The 18,429-nt window shown below is 61.3% G+C and carries 18 protein-coding genes; 6 read left to right on the top strand and 12 right to left on the bottom strand.

Annotation, left to right across the window (positions count from 1 at the left end; translation table 11 throughout):
• Positions 1 to 283 precede the first annotated feature (283 nt).
• From E4O97_RS22430 to arcD (E4O97_RS22405), 6 genes are all read right to left on the bottom strand, one after another.
• A complete protein-coding gene (locus E4O97_RS22430; protein ID WP_248130828.1) occupies positions 284 to 1,792 on the bottom strand; it encodes a sigma-54-dependent transcriptional regulator in 1,509 nt (502 codons plus the stop codon).
• A 208-nt stretch (positions 1,793 to 2,000) separates the two neighbouring features.
• The gene (locus E4O97_RS22425; RefSeq protein WP_005790842.1) at positions 2,001 to 2,363 is read right to left on the bottom strand and encodes a DUF5064 family protein; all 363 of its coding nucleotides are present in this window, start codon (positions 2,361 to 2,363) and stop codon (positions 2,001 to 2,003) included.
• 18 nt (positions 2,364 to 2,381) lie between these two features.
• Complete coding sequence (gene arcC / locus E4O97_RS22420; RefSeq protein WP_248162285.1) at positions 2,382 to 3,311, bottom strand: carbamate kinase; 930 nt, start codon at positions 3,309 to 3,311, stop codon at positions 2,382 to 2,384.
• A 151-nt stretch (positions 3,312 to 3,462) separates the two neighbouring features.
• A complete protein-coding gene (locus E4O97_RS22415; RefSeq protein WP_005790837.1) occupies positions 3,463 to 4,473 on the bottom strand; it encodes an ornithine carbamoyltransferase in 1,011 nt (336 codons plus the stop codon).
• Between the two features lie 12 nt (positions 4,474 to 4,485).
• Positions 4,486 to 5,742, bottom strand: coding sequence for an arginine deiminase (arcA, locus tag E4O97_RS22410; RefSeq protein ID WP_216092020.1), 1,257 nt, complete (start codon positions 5,740 to 5,742; stop codon positions 4,486 to 4,488).
• A 25-nt stretch (positions 5,743 to 5,767) separates the two neighbouring features.
• Positions 5,768 to 7,195 carry an arginine-ornithine antiporter gene (arcD, locus tag E4O97_RS22405; protein ID WP_032879725.1) on the bottom strand — a complete coding sequence of 476 codons (1,428 nt, stop codon included), beginning with the start codon at positions 7,193 to 7,195 and terminating at the stop codon, positions 5,768 to 5,770.
• Positions 7,196 to 7,599: 404 nt separating this feature from the next.
• Here arcD (E4O97_RS22405) and arcD (E4O97_RS22400) point away from each other — a divergent pair, with 404 nt between their 5' ends.
• Together arcD (E4O97_RS22400) and E4O97_RS22395 are read left to right on the top strand one after the other, a co-directional pair.
• Positions 7,600 to 9,027, top strand: coding sequence for an arginine-ornithine antiporter (arcD, locus tag E4O97_RS22400; protein WP_005790831.1), 1,428 nt, complete (start codon positions 7,600 to 7,602; stop codon positions 9,025 to 9,027).
• The gene (locus E4O97_RS22395; protein ID WP_248162284.1) at positions 9,024 to 9,887 is read left to right on the top strand and encodes an AlkA N-terminal domain-containing protein; all 864 of its coding nucleotides are present in this window, start codon (positions 9,024 to 9,026) and stop codon (positions 9,885 to 9,887) included. The genes arcD (E4O97_RS22400) and E4O97_RS22395 overlap by 4 nt, the downstream gene beginning before the upstream one ends.
• A gap of 102 nt (positions 9,888 to 9,989) precedes the next feature.
• Here E4O97_RS22395 and E4O97_RS22390 read toward each other — a convergent pair whose 3' ends face one another.
• The 6 genes from E4O97_RS22390 to E4O97_RS22365 form a co-directional block, all read right to left on the bottom strand.
• Positions 9,990 to 11,339: a CoA transferase gene (locus tag E4O97_RS22390; protein WP_248162283.1), complete on the bottom strand. Its 1,350-nt coding sequence runs from the start codon at positions 11,337 to 11,339 to the stop codon at positions 9,990 to 9,992.
• A gap of 40 nt (positions 11,340 to 11,379) precedes the next feature.
• A complete protein-coding gene (locus tag E4O97_RS22385) occupies positions 11,380 to 12,723 on the bottom strand; it encodes a HAMP domain-containing sensor histidine kinase (protein ID WP_078822170.1) in 1,344 nt (447 codons plus the stop codon).
• A gap of 65 nt (positions 12,724 to 12,788) precedes the next feature.
• Positions 12,789 to 13,247, bottom strand: a complete 459-nt coding sequence (locus E4O97_RS22380; protein ID WP_005790823.1) for a hypothetical protein — start codon at positions 13,245 to 13,247, stop codon at positions 12,789 to 12,791.
• A 103-nt stretch (positions 13,248 to 13,350) separates the two neighbouring features.
• Entirely contained in the window at positions 13,351 to 14,028 is a 678-nt protein-coding gene (locus E4O97_RS22375; protein ID WP_078822169.1) for a response regulator transcription factor, read from the bottom strand.
• A gap of 100 nt (positions 14,029 to 14,128) precedes the next feature.
• Positions 14,129 to 14,428 carry a YciI family protein gene (locus tag E4O97_RS22370; protein WP_005790820.1) on the bottom strand — a complete coding sequence of 100 codons (300 nt, stop codon included), beginning with the start codon at positions 14,426 to 14,428 and terminating at the stop codon, positions 14,129 to 14,131.
• A 1-nt stretch (position 14,429) separates the two neighbouring features.
• The gene (locus tag E4O97_RS22365) at positions 14,430 to 15,026 is read right to left on the bottom strand and encodes a septation protein A (protein ID WP_005790819.1); all 597 of its coding nucleotides are present in this window, start codon (positions 15,024 to 15,026) and stop codon (positions 14,430 to 14,432) included.
• A gap of 87 nt (positions 15,027 to 15,113) precedes the next feature.
• Here E4O97_RS22365 and E4O97_RS22360 point away from each other — a divergent pair, with 87 nt between their 5' ends.
• The 4 genes from E4O97_RS22360 to scpB all read left to right on the top strand — a co-directional run bounded on the left by E4O97_RS22360 (position 15,114) and on the right by scpB (position 18,366).
• Positions 15,114 to 15,977 (top strand): PHP domain-containing protein, encoded by an 864-nt coding sequence (locus E4O97_RS22360; RefSeq protein ID WP_078822167.1) that lies wholly within the window; start codon positions 15,114 to 15,116, stop codon positions 15,975 to 15,977.
• Between the two features lie 13 nt (positions 15,978 to 15,990).
• Positions 15,991 to 16,620: an L-threonylcarbamoyladenylate synthase gene (locus E4O97_RS22355; RefSeq protein ID WP_003193796.1), complete on the top strand. Its 630-nt coding sequence runs from the start codon at positions 15,991 to 15,993 to the stop codon at positions 16,618 to 16,620.
• 120 nt (positions 16,621 to 16,740) lie between these two features.
• The gene (locus E4O97_RS22350) at positions 16,741 to 17,439 is read left to right on the top strand and encodes a ScpA family protein (RefSeq protein WP_164365898.1); all 699 of its coding nucleotides are present in this window, start codon (positions 16,741 to 16,743) and stop codon (positions 17,437 to 17,439) included.
• Positions 17,440 to 17,451: 12 nt separating this feature from the next.
• Positions 17,452 to 18,366: an SMC-Scp complex subunit ScpB gene (scpB, locus tag E4O97_RS22345; RefSeq protein WP_032879731.1), complete on the top strand. Its 915-nt coding sequence runs from the start codon at positions 17,452 to 17,454 to the stop codon at positions 18,364 to 18,366.
• The last annotated feature ends 63 nt before the right edge of the window (positions 18,367 to 18,429 follow it).

Raw genomic sequence — 18,429 nt, 5'->3', positions numbered from 1 at the left:
TTGCGGCCAAGGTTATTAATTCGTTATAAATCAACAGGTTAATAAAATCGGTTATGACGTTAGTGCATTTAGCTGTAGCGATTTCGCTACAGTCGAGTGCTTGAAAAAAAGCCTATGTGGATCAAAGCCTTGCATGGCGCGTAAAAAACAGGGTTGTAGCGATATCGTTACGCTGTAGCGCTTTCAGTACACTGAATGTCGTTCCTGGACCAAATTTTGGAATGCTCTCCAAATGTGGGAGGGGGCTTGCTCCCTCCCACATTTGTTTGTATTCCAACTTGAATCAGGGCTTGTTGGGGATGCCGTATTTGCGCAAGCGATGGGCAATTGCGGTGTGTGAGGTCTGTAGGCGGCTGGCGAGCTGGCGCGTCGAGGGGTAGCTGGCGTAGAGCTTTTCCAGCAGATCGCGCTCGAAGTCTTCCACCGCCTGTTCCAGGCTGTCGACTTCGCCATCGCTCTGGCGCGCCACCGACGTACCGGCGATGTCCAGGTCGCCGATGTCTACCAGGCTGCCCTCGCAGATGGCGGCGGCGCGGAAGATCACGTTTTGCAGCTGGCGCACATTGCCCGGCCAGCGGTTGCCCAGCAGCGCTGGATAGGTGCCGGGCGCCAGGCGGCAGACCGGGCGCTGGATCTGCGCGCAGGCTTGCTGCATGAAATAGCGGGCCAGCAGCAGAATGTCCTGGCCGCGTTCGCGCAGTGGCGGCACTTCAACGTTAAGCACGTTGAGGCGGTAGAACAGGTCTTCGCGAAAGGTGCCCTCAGTGACCATTTTTTCCAGGTCGCGGTGGGTGGCGCTGAGGATGCGCACATTGACCTTCACCTCACGGTCACCGCCCACCCGACGAAAGCTGCCGTCATTGAGAAAACGCAGCAACTTGGCTTGCAGGTACGGTGACATCTCGCCGATCTCATCGAGAAACACCGTGCCCTGGTTCGCCAGTTCCATCAGCCCTGGCTTGCCACCGCGCTGGGCGCCGGTAAAGGCGCCAGGGGCGTAACCGAACAACTCGCTTTCGGCGAGGTTTTCCGGCAGCGCCGCGCAGTTCAACGCCAAAAACGGTGCACTGTGGCGCGTGCTGATCGCGTGACAGGCGCGGGCCACCAGCTCCTTGCCGGTGCCGGTTTCGCCCTGGATCAGCAGCGGTGCATCCAGCGCCGCCACCCGTTGTGCCCGGGCCTTGAGGGTGCGGATCGCCGGGGATTCGCCCAACAGCGCATCAAAACCTTCGGCATGGTCGTGGTGCAGCGCCGATAGCTGTTCGCCGATGCGGTTGGGCTGGTAGAGGGTGAGCAGGGCTCCGGCGTCGGTGATCGGCGTGGCGTCCAGCAGCAGGGTCTGGCCATTGACGCTGATCTCGCGCAACGGCAAGCGAAAGCCATGCTCCAGCAAGGTCTCCAGCAGCGCGGGGTCGTTGAACAGCTCGGCGATGCTTTCGCCGGCCGGTTCGCGCCCGTACAGCGTGATCAATGCCGGGTTGGCCAGCAAAATCTTGCCCGCGCTGTCCAGGGCCAGCACCGGGTCGGTCATGGCTGCCAGCAGGGCGTCCAGTTGCAGGTGGCGGCGTTGGCCCGGAAGGATGTCGACCACCTTCACCGCTTGCACGCCGTGCACGCTGAACAGCGCATCGCGCAGTTCTTCAAGCACCTCGGCGCTGAGGGTGGGGGCGTCTATATAGACGTTGGGCGGCACCATCTCCACCGCATCCAGGTTGAGATTGCGCCCACCGAGCAAGGCCAGGACTTCCTGGGTGATGCCGACGCGGTCGATGAAGCTGACGTGGATACGCATGGGGTGCTAGCAATTCTGGAGAGCAGAGGCGGCAAGTATGCCTTGGCGCGGGGCGCAGGTGAAATCTGACAAATGATGGAGATCAAAATGTGGGAGGGGGCTTGCTCCCGATTGCGGTGGATCAGCCAATCAACCTGTGGCTGACACACTGCTATCGGGAGCAAGCCCCCTCCCACATTTTGAACTGTATTGTGTCAGTGCAGGCGTGTTACTCCAGGTGTTCGGGTTTGACCGGGTCGCCTGGCTTCACATCCAACTGATGCCGCACATCCTCGAACATCAAGTCGTACTGCTTGTGCATCGAGCCGTTCAACACCGCGACTTTCGGCATGCCGTATTTCTGCGCGATGTTCATCGCATGCCGCGCAAAGTCGAATGCCTGGTCCTTGGGCAGGAAGAACTCCTCCTTGAGGTCCTTGCCCTGCACCGAACCGTGCAGTTTGAATAACATGCCTTTGCCTTCCTTGGGGTCCTGGCTGACTTCATAGTCGATGCACAGGTTGTAGCTGTAGTCGTCCTTGTTGAGCGCGTGACGTTCGACGTGCAAGTGACCGGGTTCAAAGATAGCCATAGGCGTTTCTCCTCTACTTCACAGATAGGTGATGCCAGGTGTGGCCGTGCTGATGCGGGTGCCGGCGCTGCCCTGGACGATGGCTTCGATGTCCGAGAGTGAACCGATCACCGCGGTTTTGCCAGTCTGGCGGGCGAACTCGCAGGCTGCCTGTACCTTGGGGCCCATGGAGCCCGCGGCGAAGCCGAGTTTTTCCATGTCGTCCGGGTGGGCCTGGCCGATGGCCTTCTGGGTTGGCTTGCCGAAGTCGATAAAAGCGGCATTGACGTCGGTGGCGATTACCAGCAGGTCGGCGTCCAGTTGCGCGGCCAGCAAGGAGGAGCACAGGTCTTTGTCGATCACCGCTTCAATGCCGCGCAGCTTGCCGTCTTCGCCATACATCGTCGGGATGCCGCCGCCGCCGGCGCAGATCACGATGGCTTTTTTCTCCAGCAGCCAATTGATCGGGCGGATTTCAAAGATGCGTTTGGGGCGCGGGCTGGCAACCACACGGCGGTATTTGTCGCCATCGGGTGCGATGGCCCAGCCTTTTTCGGCGGCGAGTTGTTCCGCCTCGGCTTTGGCATACACCGGGCCAATAGGCTTGGTGGGGTTCTGGAAGGCCGGGTCCTTGGCGTCCACTTCCACCTGGGTGAGCAGGGTGGCGAACGGCACTTCAAAGTCCAGCAGGTTGCCCAGTTCCTGTTCGATGATGTAGCCGATCATGCCTTCGGTTTCAGCGCCCAGTACGTCCAGCGGGTAGGGTGAGACGCTGGTGTAGGCCGCCGCCTGCAACGACAGCAGGCCGACCTGCGGGCCATTGCCGTGGGCGATCACCAGTTCGTTGCCGGCGTGGATCTTGGCGATCTGTTCGGTAGCGATGCGGATATTGGCGCGTTGGTTGTCTGCGGTCATGGGTTCACCACGGCGCAGGAGGGCATTGCCGCCCAGGGCTACGACGATGCGCATAATGCAATCCTTTTAGGGTGTGAGCAGAGCCCAATGTGGGAGGGGGCTTGCTCCCGATGGCGGCAGGACAGTCAATCTATCTATAGCTGAGCCACCGCTATCGGGAGCAAGCCCCCTCCCACATTTTTGAACCCTGTTCCGACAGTGAGAGTTAGATATCCGCCAACGCCGACACCAGGATCGCCTTGATGGTATGCATGCGGTTTTCCGCCTGCTCAAACGCGATATTGGCCGGCGACTCGAAGACTTCCTCGGTCACTTCCACACCATTGGCCAGGTGCGGATAGCGCGCAGCGATGTCCTTGCCGACCTTGGTTTCGCTGTTATGGAACGCCGGCAGGCAGTGCATGAATTTCACCCGGGGGTTGCCCGAGGCTTTCATCATCTTGGCGTTGACCTGGTACGGCAGCAGTTGCTCGATACGCTCGTCCCACGCTTCCACCGGCTCGCCCATGGACACCCAGATATCGGTGTGGATGAAGTCCACGCCCTTCACTGCTTCTTTCGGGTCTTCGGTGATGGTGATGCGTGCGCCGCTTTCCTCGGCAAAGGCCTGGCACTGTTTGATGAAATCTTCATGGGGCCACAGCGCTTTCGGCGCGCCGATGCGCACGTCCATGCCGAGCTTGGCGCCGATCATCAGCAGCGAGTTGCCCATGTTGTAGCGGGCGTCCCCCAGGTAGGCGTAGCTGATGTCATGCAGCGGCTTGTCGCTGTGTTCGCGCATGGTCAGGGTGTCGGCGATCATCTGGGTCGGGTGGAATTCGGCAGTGAGGCCGTTGAACACCGGCACACCGGCGAACTTGGCCAGCTCTTCGACGATTTCCTGTTCGAAGCCACGGTACTCAATGGCATCGAACATCCGACCCAGGACGCGGGCGGTGTCTTTCATGCTTTCTTTGTGGCCGATCTGCGACGACACCGGGTCGATATAGGTGACGTGGGCGCCCTGGTCATGGGCCGCGACTTCGAAGGCGCAGCGGGTGCGGGTCGAGGTTTTTTCGAAGATCAACGCGATGTTCTTGCCTTGCAGGTGCGGACGCTCGGTGCCGGTGTATTTGGCGCGTTTGAGGTCGCGGGACAGGTCCAGCAGGTAGTTCAGTTCGCGAGTAGTGTGGTGCATCAGCGACAGCAGGCTGCGGTTGCGCATATTGAAAGCCATGATGGAATCTCCTTAATAGTCGATAGGGTCGCGGATGATCGGGCAGGTCATGCAGTGGCCGCCGCCACGGCCACGGCCGAGCTCACCGGCGCTGATGGTGATGACTTCCACACCGGCCTTGCGCAGCAAGGTGTTGGTGTAGGTGTTGCGGTCGTAACCGATCACCACTCCGGGTTCCACGGCCACTACGTTGTTGCCGTCATCCCACTGCTCGCGTTCAGCGGCGAAGCTGTTGCCGCCGGTCTCGACGACACGTAGCGCCTTGAGGTTGAGGGCCGCGGCGACGGTTTCGAGGAAGTTGGTTTTCTCCCGTTGAATGTCGATACCGTGAGGCTTGCTTTCGTCAGGGCGCAGGGTGAACGGCACGATCTGGTTGACCACTTCCGGGAAGACGGTGACCAGGTCGCGGTCGCAGAAGCTGAACACGGTGTCCAGGTGCATCGCTGCGCGGGATTTGGGCAGGCCGGCCACGATGACGCGCTCCACCGCTTTGTTCTTGAACAGGTTGCGCGCCAGTTGGCCGATGGCTTGGTGGGACGAGCGCTCGCCCATGCCGATCAACACCACGCCATTGCCAATCGGCATCACGTCGCCGCCTTCCAGTGTGGCAGCGCCGTGCTCCTGGTCGGGGTCGCCGTACCAGATCTGGAAGTCCGCGTTGGTGAATTCCGGGTGGAACTTGTAGATGGCGGAGGCCAGCAGGGTTTCCTGGCGTCGCGCCGGCCAGTACATCGGGTTGAGCGTTACACCGCCGTAGATCCAGCAGGTGGTGTCGCGGGTGAACTGGGTGTTGGGCAGCGGCGGCAGGATGAAGCTGGCGTGGCCGAGGAAGTCGCGGAACATCTCGATGGTCTTGCCACCAAAGCTGCTCGGCAGGTCATCGGCCGATACGCCACCGATCAAATACTCGCTGATCTTGCGCGGCTCCAGGCTACGCAGCCACGAGCCGACTTCGTCGACCAGGCCCAGGCCCACGGTGTTGGCGGTGATCTTGCGTTGCAGGATCCAGTCCAGCGCTTCGGGGATGGCGACGATATCGGTGAGCAGGTTGTGCATTTCCAGCACATCAATATCCCGCTCGCGCATCTTGGTCACGAAGTCGAAGTGGTCGCGTTTGGCCTGGGCCACCCACAGCACGTCATCGAACAACAGCTCGTCGCAGTTGTTGGGGGTCAGCCGCTGGTGGGCCAAACCTGGGGAGCACACCATGACTTTGCGCAGTTTGCCGGCTTCGGAATGTACGCCGTACTTAACTTTTTCCGTGGTCATTACAGATCCTCCAGTGAACATACAATTACAGAGTCAGGAAGCCGTCGTAGAGCCCATAGGCCGCCACCAGGGCGCCAATGACCACTGCGGCGAAAATCAGCTTCTCGACGTTGGTGAAAATCGGTTTGCCCAGTTCACGCTTGGCCTTGGCGAACAGGATCGCGCCGGGGGCGTAGAGCAGGGCGGAGAGCAGCAGGTACTTGGTGCCGCCGGCATAGAGCAGCCAGATCGCGTAGATCAGGGCGACGGCGCCGATGAACAGGTCTTTCTTGCGCTCCTTGAGCGCGTTTTCGTAGGTTTCGCCACGCACCGCCAGCAGCAGGGCGTAGGCCGCCGACCACAGGTAAGGCACCAGGATCATCGAGGTGGCGAGGTAGATCAGCGACAGGTAGGTGCTCGCGGAAAACAGTGTGATCACTAAAAATATCTGCACCATCGCGTTGGTCAGCCACAGGGCGTTGACCGGCACATGGTTGGCGTTTTCCTTGCGCAAGAACTCCGGCATGGTGTGGTCCTTGGCGGCGGCAAACATGATCTCCGCACACAGCAGCACCCACGACAGCAACGCGCCCAGCAGCGAGATGATCAAGCCGACGCTGATCAGCACCGCACCCCAATGGCCGACCACATGCTCAAGCACGGCAGCCATCGACGGGTTCTGCAACTTGGCCAGTTCCGGTTGGGTCATGATCCCCAAAGACAGCACGTTCACCAGCATCAGGAACAGCAGCACCGTGATAAAACCAATCACGGTGGCCTTGCCCACGTCGCTGCGTTTCTCGGCACGGGAGGAAAAGATGCTCGCGCCTTCGATGCCGATGAACACCCACACAGTGACCAGCATCATGTTGCGCACCTGGTTCATCACGCTGCCCAGGTCGGGGTTTTTTACGCCCCAGATGTCTGCGGTGAAGATGTCCAGCTTGAACGCGAATAGGGCGATGAGCACGAACAGCAGCAGCGGCACCACCTTGGCAACGGTGGTCACCAGGTTGATGAACGCTGCTTCCTTGATGCCGCGCAGCACCAGAAAGTGCACCGCCCACAGCAGTACCGAGGCACCTATCACCGCCGCTGGCGTGTTGCCTTCGCCAAAGATCGGGAAGAAGTAACCCAGGGTGCTGAACAAGAGTACGAAGTACCCGACGTTGCCCAGCCAGGCACTGATCCAGTAGCCCCAGGCTGATGAAAACCCCATGTAATCGCCGAAACCGGCCTTGGCGTAGGCGTACACCCCGCCGTCGAGATCGGGCTTGCGGTTGGCGAGGGTCTGGAACACGAATGCGAGGGTCAACATGCCGATGGCGGTGATCACCCAACCAATCAACACGGCGCCTACGTCGGCACTGGCGGCCATGTTTTGCGGAAGTGAAAAGATCCCGCCGCCAATCATTGAGCCCACGACAAGTGCAACCAGCGCACCAAGCCTAAGTTTTCCGGGAGAATCAGACATTGCGTGACTCCAATGCAGGAGAAGAGAGATCACAGAATAATTCCGTGCGCTAATAAAACAGCTGACTCAGATCACTTCATTGGCACATTCCATTGTGAATTAACGACTTAGGGTGGCAGTTGCGGGGCGACACGGCCTGTGCAAAGGCGCTCGCTAGAGCGGTCTCCTACAATGTGGTTAATCATTTGGTCCGGGGCATGGGTGTTGACGCTAGTTCGTATTTGCGAATGTGCAAACTTTTTGGATGTTGCCTGACGAGCGCTTCATAATTGCCGTATTTAAATTCTAAATAAGCCTAAACTTCCTGCGTTTACATACCCTTATGTTATGAAACGCTAGCGTCATTAAATTGAATTAGTTGAGTGCGCGGTGGCCGGCTCAAACATTTATTGCGAGGAACCTGCATGTCCCAACCAGCCCAGAAACTTCGGCTCAGTGCCCTGATCGCCCTGGTAGTAGGTTCGATGATCGGCGGCGGGATCTTCTCGCTCCCGCAAAACATGGCGGCCCGCGCCGAAGTAGGCGCGGTGCTGATCGGTTGGGCCATTACCGCGGTTGGCATGTTGACCCTGGCGTTTGTGTTCCAGACCCTGGCCAACCGTAAACCGGAACTGGATTCCGGGGTGTATGCCTACGCCAAGGCCGGCTTCGGCGATTACATGGGGTTCTCGTCGGCCTGGGGCTACTGGATCAGTGCGTGGATGGGCAACGTCGGCTATTTCGTGTTGCTGTTCAGCACCCTGGGTTACTTTTTCCCGGCGTTCGGTCAGGGCAATACACCACTGGCCATCGGTTGTGCATCGCTGTTGCTGTGGGCGGTGCATTTTCTGGTGATGCGCGGGATCAAGGAAGCGGCGTTCATCAACCAGATCACCACCGTGGCGAAGATCGTGCCGCTGCTGATGTTTATCGTGATTGCCGCCGTAGCGTTCAAGGCCGACATCTTCACCCGTGATATCTGGGGCCTGGGCAATCCGCAGATGGGCAGCGTGGTCGAGCAGGTGCGCCACATGATGCTGGTCACGGTGTTTGTGTTTATCGGTATCGAAGGCGCCAGTGTGTACTCGGCGCGGGCCGAGAAACGCTCGGATGTGGGGCGCGCGACGGTGATTGGTTTCCTGGGCGTGCTGGCGCTTCTGGTGCTGGTGAATGTGCTGTCGTTGGGCATCATGGGCCAGCCGGAACTGGCGCAGTTGCAGAACCCGTCCCTGGCGGGCGTGCTGGAACACATTGTCGGGCCCTGGGGCGCGATATTGATCAGCCTCGGCCTGGCGGTTTCGCTGCTCGGGGCATTGCTTTCGTGGGCGTTGCTCTGCGCGGAAATCCTCTATGCCACTGCCCATGACAAGACCATGCCGGCGTTCCTGAAAAAGGAAAATGCCAATCAGGTGCCGGTTAACGCGTTGTGGCTGACCAATGTGATGATCCAGGCATTTCTGGTGATCACGCTGTTTTCGGCCAGTACCTACACCACCCTGATCTACCTGGCGTCGTCGATGATTCTGGTGCCGTACCTGTGGTCGGCGGCCTATGCGGTGCTGTTGAGCGCGCGCGGCGAAACCTATCAAGGCGCTCAGCGCCGACGCATGAAGGATCTGCTGGTAGGCTTGATTGCCCTCGGTTACGCGGTGTGGCTGTTGTATGCGGGCGGTTTGAAATATTTGCTGCTGTCGGCGCTGCTGTATGCACCGGGTGTGATCCTGTTTGCCCTGGCCAAGCGGGAGCAGGGCCGCCCGTTGTTTACCTCGCTTGAAAAAGGCATTTTCGGTTGTGTGATCGCGGGCGCCGGGTTGGCTGCGTACGGGCTGTATAGCGGGGTATTGTCGCTGTGAGGTTGGCGTATCAACCGCCTTATGACTGGGCGGCGATGGTGGAGTTCTTATCGGCGCGGGCAATCACCGGGTTGGAAACCGTGGTGGCCGGTGTGTATCGACGCAGCATCAGTGTGGCCGGGCGACATGGCTGGATCAGCGTCGCGCCGGGGGCGGGGGACTGGCTGGAAGTGACGGTGGACTTTCCCGAGCCGGCCGCGCTGCCCGAGATCGAGCGGCGCCTGCGCAGGATGTTCGATCTGGATGCCGTGCCCGCCGTGATCAACCTGCAATTGGCCAGGGACCCGTTGATGGCGCAACTGGTTGCGGCTCGACCAGGGCTGCGGTTGCCGGGTACATGGGACGGCCTGGAGTTGGCCATTCGCGCAGTGCTGGGCCAGCAGATCACGGTGGCGGCGGCGATCCGGTTGGCGGGCAAGCTGGTGGCGCAGTATGGCCAGCCGTTGCAAACCCCCCACGCCGGTATTACTCACCTGTTCCCGGCACCCGAGGTGCTGGCGGCGGCGGACCTGGCGGCCCTGGGCATGCCCAAGGCGCGAGGTCGTACCTTGTCCGGTGTGGCTCAGGCGTTGTTGGATGACCCTCGGATTTTCGAGCCCAAGGCCAGTCTCAAGGACGGTGTTGCACGCTTGGTGGCATTGCCGGGGATTGGCGATTGGACCGCGCAGTACATCGCCATGCGCCAGTTGCGCGAGGCGGATGCGTTTGCGTCGGGGGACATCGGCTTGATCAATGCGCTGACGGCGCTGGAAGGCGGGCCGGTGTCGGCACGGCAGTTGCTGGCGCGGGCCGAGGCGTGGCGGCCGTTGAGGGCGTATGCAGCGCAGCATTTGTGGACGTCGTTGAATCGCGGGGATTGATAGTGACTGTGATGGCCTCATCGGGGGCAAGCCCCTCCCACATTTGATGTGTGAATACATTCAAAAGTGGGAGGGGGCTTGCCCCCGATGGCGGTCTTCAGTTCACCACTGAGGCCGGTGCGCGCCCAATTCCCCTGCCGGCAAATCCCACTGCAACGGCGTGCCACTGATGCTCAGCGGCGCCAGTAACCGATGGGCCTGGCCCCAGGTGGTCTGCTCTACCACCAAGCCTTGATCATTGATGTCTTCGCCGCGCAACGCTGCCTGCTGCGGCACCTGTCCTGCGTCCACCAGCAACTTGGCCGTGCGCGCCAGTGACAACCGCGCCGAACCGCCCCGACCTGACGCAAACCGCTCGCTCAAGGCCTGGATCGCACTGGCGGCCATCAGGTAACCGGTAGCGTGATCCAGCGCCTGCACCGGCAGCGGCACGGGCTTATCCGCTTGCTTGCAGGCCATGCCCGCCTCGGCGATCCCGCTGCTCATCTGCACCAGGCTGTCAAAACCGCGACGGTTACGCCACGGGCCACTCCAGCCATAGGCATTGAGGCTGACGTCAATCAGGCCGGGGGCGATATGTTGGCGCTCGCCGAGGGTGTAACCCAGCTGTTCCAGTGCATCGGCGCGGTAACCATGGAACAGTACGTCAGCGTGCTTGAGCAAGGCTTCGAATACCTGCCGGCCTTCAGGGCTTTTCAGGTCGAGGCGGGCACAGCGCTTGCCCAGGGTCATCTCCGGTACCACGCCCGGTTCGTTCCAGGTTGGCGAATCAATGCGCAGTACATCTGCACCCAATCCGGCGAGGAAACGACTGGCCACGGGGCCGGCCAATACGCGGGTCAAGTCCAGCACCTTGATACCGGCCAGCGGGCGCGCAGGTGAGCCAAGCCAGGGTTTGTCGATACCAGTGTCGAAGACCTGACGCTGTATCAACTCTTCGGCATTCACCGCCAAGCCTTGCGGATGCTGCTGCCAGGCTTGCCACGTACGCATCTGCGCCGCACAACCGCCGGCGTCGACAATGGCCTGTTCCAGTTCTGCGGCGTTCCATGTAGCGACTTTGGTCGCCATCTCGGCGCGGTCGGCCACAGGCCCAAGCACCCGTTCGGCCGCTGCACGGTGATGGGGTGCATTGGTGTGCAGACGAATCCAGCCCTCGGCGCTGGCGTAGTCACCGGCCACTGGGTCCCACAGCGGCGGTACTTGCCAACCCACTGGGCGAATCGACGAAGAAAACCACAGCGAGGCGAGACGCCGATCCACGCTGACGCTGGGCAGCCGCCCGGCCTGTTGCTGGATCAACTGGGCAACAGCCTGGCCAGCGGCGCCGATGCTGGCGACGGCCAGGTCGGTCACGGCGAAGGACGAGGGCAGCGCGCCTGCCGAGGTCTCGGGCAGCGCAATGTGCGGTAAATCGAGTGCAGCTTGGATGGGAGTCAGCAGGTCAGTCATCTAAGGCCCTCCGTAAGAGAAGGGCCACTATAGAAGAACATCACACCGGTGTGGCAGCCCCTGGGATCAAGGGCAGTTCGATACTGGCGATAAAACCGCCGTCGGGATGATTGGCCAGGATCAGGGTGCCGCCATGGCGCTCGGCAGCACGGCGGGCGATGGCCAGGCCCAGGCCATGACCTTGCGCAGTCTGGCCCGGCGCACGGTAAAACGGCTCGCCCAGTTGGCCCAGGTGCTCGGCATCAACGCCGGGGCCGTGGTCGCGTACGCTGATCAGAATGCGCCCGTTTTGATGCTGGGCCTGCAATTGAATCGGTTGGCCGGCCGGGTTGAAGCGTTGGGCATTGCGCAGAAGGTTATCCACGGCGCGCTCGATCATGGTCGGCCAGCCCTTGAGCCGCAGGTCGACGTCGGTGCTGAGGTGCACCACTTGCTCGGGCGCGCCGAGCTGGGCGTCCTTTTGCAGGGTCTTGAGCAATGGGTTGAGGTCAATGTCTTCGGCGCTGGCGTTGTCGGCGTCGACCCGCGCCAGGACCAGGATTTCGCTGATCAAGGCTTCCAGGCGGTCGCATTCGCGGGTCAGGCGTGGCCAGAGTTTTTCCCGTTCTTCGGGGCTGGCGCGCTCGGCCAGGGCCAGGGCGATACGCAAGCGTGCCAGGGGCGAGCGCAGTTCGTGGGACACGTCGCGCAGCAACTGGCGCTGGCTACCGATCAGGCTTTGCAGGCGCGCGCCCATGCGGTTGAAGTCATTGGCCAACACACCGAATTCGTCGCGCCTGTTGGCCAGTTGCGCCAAGCTGTTTTGTTGATAGGTGGTTTGCCCCAGGTCATGCACCGCGCCGCGCAGGCGGCTGAGTGGGCGGGTGATGGACAAGGTCACCAGCAGGCTGAACAGGGTCAACACCACCAGGGTGATTGCCAGGGCACTGAGCGGCCACAGCAGGCTACTGCGGTGCCAGGCTTCCAACTCCGGGTGGGGAATGCGGTAGATCAGCAGGTAGGTGTCGCCGGTTTTGTCGCTGGTGTACTCGGCGGTCAGGCGCCGCCAGGGCAGGTGGCCGTCCTGGCTGTCATTCTGCCGGGCTTCAAAGGCGGCGGCGCGACGCGGGAAGGTACCGCGCACCACCGGCTCGCCGCTCTCGTTAAGCACTTGCACATCGATGTGGTACTGGCGTTTGCGCTGTTGCAGCAAGTCCTGGGCGGCGTCCTCACCCTGGGCTTCGTAGAGTTGCGTCCACTCTTGCGCCAGGTTGTTCAGGCCGGGGTGGCGGCTGAGAATCCAGGCGTCCTGGTTGAGCATATGCCCAAGCAGAATCGACAACCCGCCAACCAGGGCGATGGCCAGCCAGAAACTCGCCAGGATACGCCAGAACAATGAACGCACAGGAAACCCTCAAACAGGAAAAGCCCAGTGGTGTGAACCACTGGGCCGTAGGCATTACGTTTGCATTATTGCGCTTTTTGCGCTTGCTGGGCTTTCCATTCCTGGAATTGCTTCCACTCGGCGCGGCGCTCGGCTTGCTTCTTGACGATCTCGTCGTATTGCTTCTGCTGGTCAGGCTTGAGCACGGCGCGGATATTGGCCTGGGTTTTCTGCTTGCCGGCGGCGATCTCGTCCTGCATGGCTTTCTGGTCAGCGGCCGGGAGTTTGTCCAGGTACTTTTGGGTCAGGTCCTTGCGAGCGTGCCATTGGTCACCCATCAGCTTGCGGATCTGCTCGCGCTGTTCCTTGCTCAAGTCTAGCTGGCTGAACGGGCCGCCTTTACCACGCGGGCCGTGTTCACCGTGGCCCGGGCCGCCCATCATGTGGCCTTCGTGGCCGCCCATCGGGCCTGGGCCTTCAGGCATGGCCATGGCAACGGTAGGCAGTGCAGCGGCGAGCATCAAAGCGATAAGGGTCTTGCGCATGGTGATTCTCCTGTCTCTATTCCGGTGAGTCCGGATGTGAGTAGGTTACGCAGCGCAAGGTCAGCCGCCGTCAGCGGAGGGTAAAGATTTGGTAAGGCTGCCTCTAGAGGCTGTAGTAGTAGCCGCGACTGCGCAGCGCCACGATCCGCGGCCGGCCATCCGGGTGCGGGCCGATCTTTTTGCGCAGGTTGCTGACGTGCATGTCCAGGCTGCGATCGTAAAGGGTCAACTTGCGGCCCAGGGCGATCTGCGCCAGTTCCTGTTTATCGAGGGGCTCGCCGGGCTGGCGCAGCAAGGCTTCGAGCAGGCGGCTTTCGGAGACGGTCAGGGTGAACTCCTGGTCATCGATGCTCACCACGCCGCGCACCGGGCTGAAGCACAGGTCGCCCAGCTCAAGCTGGGTCGAGACCGCGGTCGGGTGGCTGCGGCGCAATACGGCACGCAGGCGGGCGGTCAGTTCGCGCGGATCGCAAGGCTTGGCCAGGTAGTCGTCGGCGCCCAGCTCCAGGCCGAGGATGCGGTCCAGGGGTTCGCCCCGCGCCGAGAGCATCAGCACCGGCAGTTCCGGGTGGTCGTTGCGCAGTTGCTTGAGCAGCTCCAGGCCGCTGCCGTCGGGCAACATCACGTCGAGCACCACCGCCGCCGGGGCGGCTTCGGCCAAGGCTTTGCGGGCGCTCAGGCCATCGTGGCAGGCGCGCACCTGGAAGCCTTCCTGGCTCAACCAACTGTTCAGCAGCTCACAGAGCTCCTGGTCATCATCTATCAGTAACAGCTCGCTCATGACTCACTCGATTTAGCCATTGTCGACGGCGACGACCCCACCGGTGCCGCCGTGAGCCATTAGGAGTGCGCCGAAACGATTAGGTTCGACGCAGCCGGGTTCAAGGCAGGACTTGCTTGAACGGCTTGATCACCACATCAGCGTAGACGCCTGCTGCGACATAGGGGTCGGCCTTGGCCCAGGCCTGGGCGTCGGCCAGGGAGGCGAACTCGGCGACAATCAGGCTGCCGGTGAAACCGGCGTCGCCCGGGTCATTGCTGTCGACCGCCGGGTGCGGGCCGGCCAGTACGATACGGCCTTCGGCTTGCAGCTGTTTAAGGCGCTCGACGTGGGCGGGGCGTACGCTCAGGCGTTTTTCCAGCGAGTTGGCAATATCGGTGGCAATGATGGCGTAGAGCATGTCAGTCCTCGGTTTTCGGCGTGGTAGGCGCGGTGTCATGCAGGTGACGCGACAGGTAGATCCCCTGGCCGATCAGGAACAATACGGTCATGCCCAGGCTGCCGAACACCTTGAAGTCGACCCAGTAGTCCTGGAAGGTAAAGGCCACGAACAGGTTGGCGGCACCGCAGAACAGGAAAAACACGATCCAGGCCACGTTCAGGCGCACCCACACCGGTTCCGGCAAGGTCAGCGCGTGGCCCATGATCCGCTTGATCAGCAGGCGGTCACCGATGAAGTGGCTGCCGATAAAGACCAGGGCAAACAGCCAGTTGACCACCGGGGCTTTCCATTTAAGGAAGGTTTCGCTGTGGAAGGCCAGGGTCAGTCCGCCAAAGACCAGGCAGGCGATAAGGGTCAGCCATTGGCTTTTTTCCAGCTTGCGCTGGGAGATGAAGATGGCGCCGTAGACCACGATGGAGCTGATGATCAATACGGCAGTGGCACTGTAGATACCCCCGAACGACAGCTCGTGACCGGCGATTTCGATGACCCTGGGGTCGAGTTTGGTAACGATGAAAAACAGCAACAGCGGGATGAAGTCGATGAATTGTTTCACAGTAAGAGCCAGAAGCTGGATGTGGCGGCATAATAACAAACATCCTTGGTTGCGATAGCGCCAGCTGACTTGAGGTTACATACCCACGTGAATGTTGATTTGCACTGCCACAGCACGGCCTCCGACGGCGCCCTGGCGCCCGCGGTACTGGTTGCGCGTGCGTTTGAAAAAGGCGTGCAAGTGCTGGCGTTGACCGACCACGACACCCTCGAGGGTCTCGATGAAGCCCGCGAAGCCGCGCGTTCTTTGGGCATGCAACTGGTCAACGGGGTGGAATTGTCCTGCACCTGGGGCGGCGCCACCATTCATGTACTTGGCTACGGTTTCGATCAGAATGCCCCGCCGTTGGTGGCGGCCATTGCCCAATTGCACGATGGCCGCTGGCTGCGGTCCGAAGAAATAAGCCGCAAGCTCAGCCTTAAAGGTATGCCCGGCGCCCTCGACGGCGCCCGTGCCATCCAGCAGGAACTGGGTGACAGCGGCAACGCACCGGCCCGTCCGCACTTTGCCGACTGGATGGTGCGCGAAGGCTATGTCAAGGATCGCGCCGAAGCCTTTCGCAAATGGCTGGGGGCCGGCAAGTTGGGCGATGTGAAGCTGCATTGGCCGACCCTGGAAGACACCGTCCAGACCTTGCGGGCTTCCGGGGCCTGGGTCAGCCTGGCGCATCCCTGGCATTACGATTTCACCCGCAGCAAGCGCCGCAAGCTGATCAGCGACTATATTGGTGCGGGTGGCCACGCGATCGAGGTGGTCAACGGGCATCAACCGGCGGAACAGGTCGGCAGCCTGGCGATCCTTGCTCGCGAATTTGGTCTGCTGGTCAGTGCCGGCAGTGATTTTCATGGCCCAGGCGGCTGGTCCGAGATTGGCGAGTATCGCCAGGTCCCGGAAGATCTGCCGCTGTTGTGGGGGCGATTCAAGCATGACCCCATTATTGCCACCGTCTGAACAGGTAGAGCACGTGAGTCAATTCTTCCAGATTCATCCGGAAAACCCTCAGGCGCGCCTGATTAAACAGGCCGTGGAGATCATCCGAGCCGGCGGCGTGGTGATCTATCCAACTGATTCGTCCTACGCCATCGGTTGCCAGATCGGCGACAAAGGCGCGGTCGAGCGTGTAAGGCGCCTGCGCCAGCTGGACGACAAGCACAACTTCGCACTGATTTGCAGCGACTTGTCTCAACTGGGCCTGTTCGCCAAGGTCGACACCGGTACGTTCCGCCTGCTCAAGGCCCATACGCCGGGGCCTTATACCTTCATTCTCAATGCCACCCGCGAAGTGCCGCGCCTGTTATTGCACCCCAAGAAGCGCACCATCGGCCTGCGCGTGCCGGAACACCCGATAGCCCTGGCGCTGTTGGCCGAGCTGGGTGAGCCGCTGATGAGCGTGTCGTTGATCCTGCCCGGTGAAACCGAACCGTTGTACGACCCTTACGAAATGCGGCGCCTGCTGGAAAAGCATGTCGACCTGATCATCGATGGCGGCTACGGCGGCAACAAAGCCTCGACGGTGATCAACCTGGCTGACGGCGAGCCTGAAGTGGTGCGTGTGGGCTGTGGCGATCCGGCGCCATTTATGGTCGAGGCCTGAATGTCGGCCGTGGAAACCGCTGATCCCCAGGCCGGCGCCCAGCAGGAACTGCCGTTCGCCATGGTCTATGGCCAGGCGGTCATGGAAATGCCCCTGGACCTGTACATTCCACCGGATGCCCTGGAGGTCTTCCTGGAAGCCTTCGAAGGCCCGCTGGACTTGCTGCTGTACCTGATCCGCAAGCAGAACATCAATATCCTCGACATCCCGGTGGCAGAAATCACCCGTCAGTACATGGGCTACGTCGAGCTGATGCAGTCGGTGCGCCTGGAGCTGGCCGCCGAGTACCTGGTGATGGCCGCCATGCTCGCCGAGATCAAGTCGCGCATGTTGTTGCCGCGTTCGGAGACCGTCGAAGCCGAAGAGGATGACCCGCGCGCCGAACTGATCCGCCGCTTGCAGGAGTACGAACGCTTCAAGGCCGCCGCCGAAGGCATTGACGGCCTGAGCCGCGTGGGCCGTGATGTGGTGGTGCCCAAGCTCGACGCACCCGAGGCCCGTGCGCGCAAATTGCTGCCGGACGTGAGCCTGGAAGAATTGCTGATGTCCATGGCCGAGGTGCTGCGCCGTGGCGATATGTTTGAAAGCCACCAGGTCAGCCGCGAAGCGCTGTCTACCCGCGAGCGCATGAGTGATGTGCTGGAGCGCCTCAAGGGTGGTGGGTTTGTGCCGTTTGTCGAGCTGTTCACCGCCGAAGAAGGCCGACTAGGTGTGGTGGTGACCTTTATGGCGATCCTCGAACTGGTCAAGGAATCCTTGGTCGAGCTGGTGCAGAATGAGCCTTTTGCGGCTATCCACGTGCGGGCGCGAGCCGAATAACGAGCTGAATCGATGAATCTGACTGAACCCCGCGAACTGGCACCCTTGCTGGAGGCCTTTCTCCTGGCCTCGGGTAAACCGCAATCCCTGGAGCGCCTGTTCGAACTCTTTGAAGAAGCTGAACGCCCGGAGCCGCCGGTATTCAAGAAGGCGCTGGAGATCCTGCGCAAGTCCTGCGACGGCCGTGCCTTTGAGTTGCGCGAAGTGGCGTCGGGTTATCGCCTGCAGATCCGTGAGAAGTTTTCGCCGTGGGTGGGGCGCTTGTGGGAAGAGCGGCCGCAGCGTTATTCGCGGGCAATGCTGGAGACCATGGCGCTGATCGCCTATCGCCAGCCGATTACCCGTGGCGAAATCGAGGACGTGCGTGGTGTGGCGGTCAACAGCCATATCGTCAAGACCCTGCTGGAGCGCGAGTGGATCCGCATCGTGGGTTACCGCGACGTGCCCGGCAAACCGGCGATGTTCGCCACCACCAAGGTGTTCCTCGATCATTTCAACCTGAAGAACCTCGACGACCTGCCGCCCCTGGCTGAACTGCGCGAAATGGAGGCCGAGCCGGTGCTCGACTTCGACGATGCGCCGGTGCCGCAAAGCCTGCAGGAACTGGCCGATGCCAGCGCCGAGCCGGAGGAGCCCAAGGACGAAACCAGCTTCCATACGCTGTTGTTGGAGCTCGATGATATGGAGCAAGGGATCAAGACTGATTTTGACGACCTGTTGCGTGATGCTGCCGACGAGCCGCAGACCGAGGTGAACGTTGAACCCGAGCCCGAAGTCGAAGAAGACATCCTCGGCGTCGCCGATGCCCGGGAAAAACTGCTGGCCGCCGTCGCCGCCCTGGAACAGCCGCCGCTGAGCGACGAAGAAGACGAAGCCCGGGCGCTGGCCGAAGCCATCGAAAACGAACGCCGCCAACTCGAAGACTGACGCAATAAAAACTGTGGGAGGGGGCTTTCTCCCGATAGCGGAGTGTCAGGCAGCAGATGCATC

This window comes from Pseudomonas sp. W15Feb34 (assembly GCF_023127765.1).
Classification (GTDB): Bacteria; Pseudomonadota; Gammaproteobacteria; order Pseudomonadales; family Pseudomonadaceae; genus Aquipseudomonas; species Aquipseudomonas synxantha_A.
Note: the sequence above shows the minus strand (reverse complement) of the source record. Positions and strands in the feature narration are given on the sequence as shown.

Coding starts and splice junctions, on each gene's coding strand:
- E4O97_RS22430 (WP_248130828.1), bottom strand. CDS start 1,792: ATGCGTATCCACGTCAGCTTCATCGACCGCGTCGGCATCACCCAGGAA.
- scpB (WP_032879731.1), top strand. CDS start 17,452: ATGAATCTGACTGAACCCCGCGAACTGGCACCCTTGCTGGAGGCCTTT.
- arcD (WP_005790831.1), top strand. CDS start 7,600: ATGTCCCAACCAGCCCAGAAACTTCGGCTCAGTGCCCTGATCGCCCTG.
- arcA (WP_216092020.1), bottom strand. CDS start 5,742: ATGACCACGGAAAAAGTTAAGTACGGCGTACATTCCGAAGCCGGCAAA.
- arcD (WP_032879725.1), bottom strand. CDS start 7,195: ATGTCTGATTCTCCCGGAAAACTTAGGCTTGGTGCGCTGGTTGCACTT.
- E4O97_RS22370 (WP_005790820.1), bottom strand. CDS start 14,428: ATGCTCTACGCCATCATTGCCACCGATATTGCCAACTCGCTGGAAAAA.
- arcC (WP_248162285.1), bottom strand. CDS start 3,311: ATGCGCATCGTCGTAGCCCTGGGCGGCAATGCCCTCCTGCGCCGTGGT.
- E4O97_RS22425 (WP_005790842.1), bottom strand. CDS start 2,363: ATGGCTATCTTTGAACCCGGTCACTTGCACGTCGAACGTCACGCGCTC.
- E4O97_RS22415 (WP_005790837.1), bottom strand. CDS start 4,473: ATGGCTTTCAATATGCGCAACCGCAGCCTGCTGTCGCTGATGCACCAC.
- E4O97_RS22390 (WP_248162283.1), bottom strand. CDS start 11,339: ATGACTGACCTGCTGACTCCCATCCAAGCTGCACTCGATTTACCGCAC.
- E4O97_RS22380 (WP_005790823.1), bottom strand. CDS start 13,247: ATGCGCAAGACCCTTATCGCTTTGATGCTCGCCGCTGCACTGCCTACC.
- E4O97_RS22375 (WP_078822169.1), bottom strand. CDS start 14,028: ATGAGCGAGCTGTTACTGATAGATGATGACCAGGAGCTCTGTGAGCTG.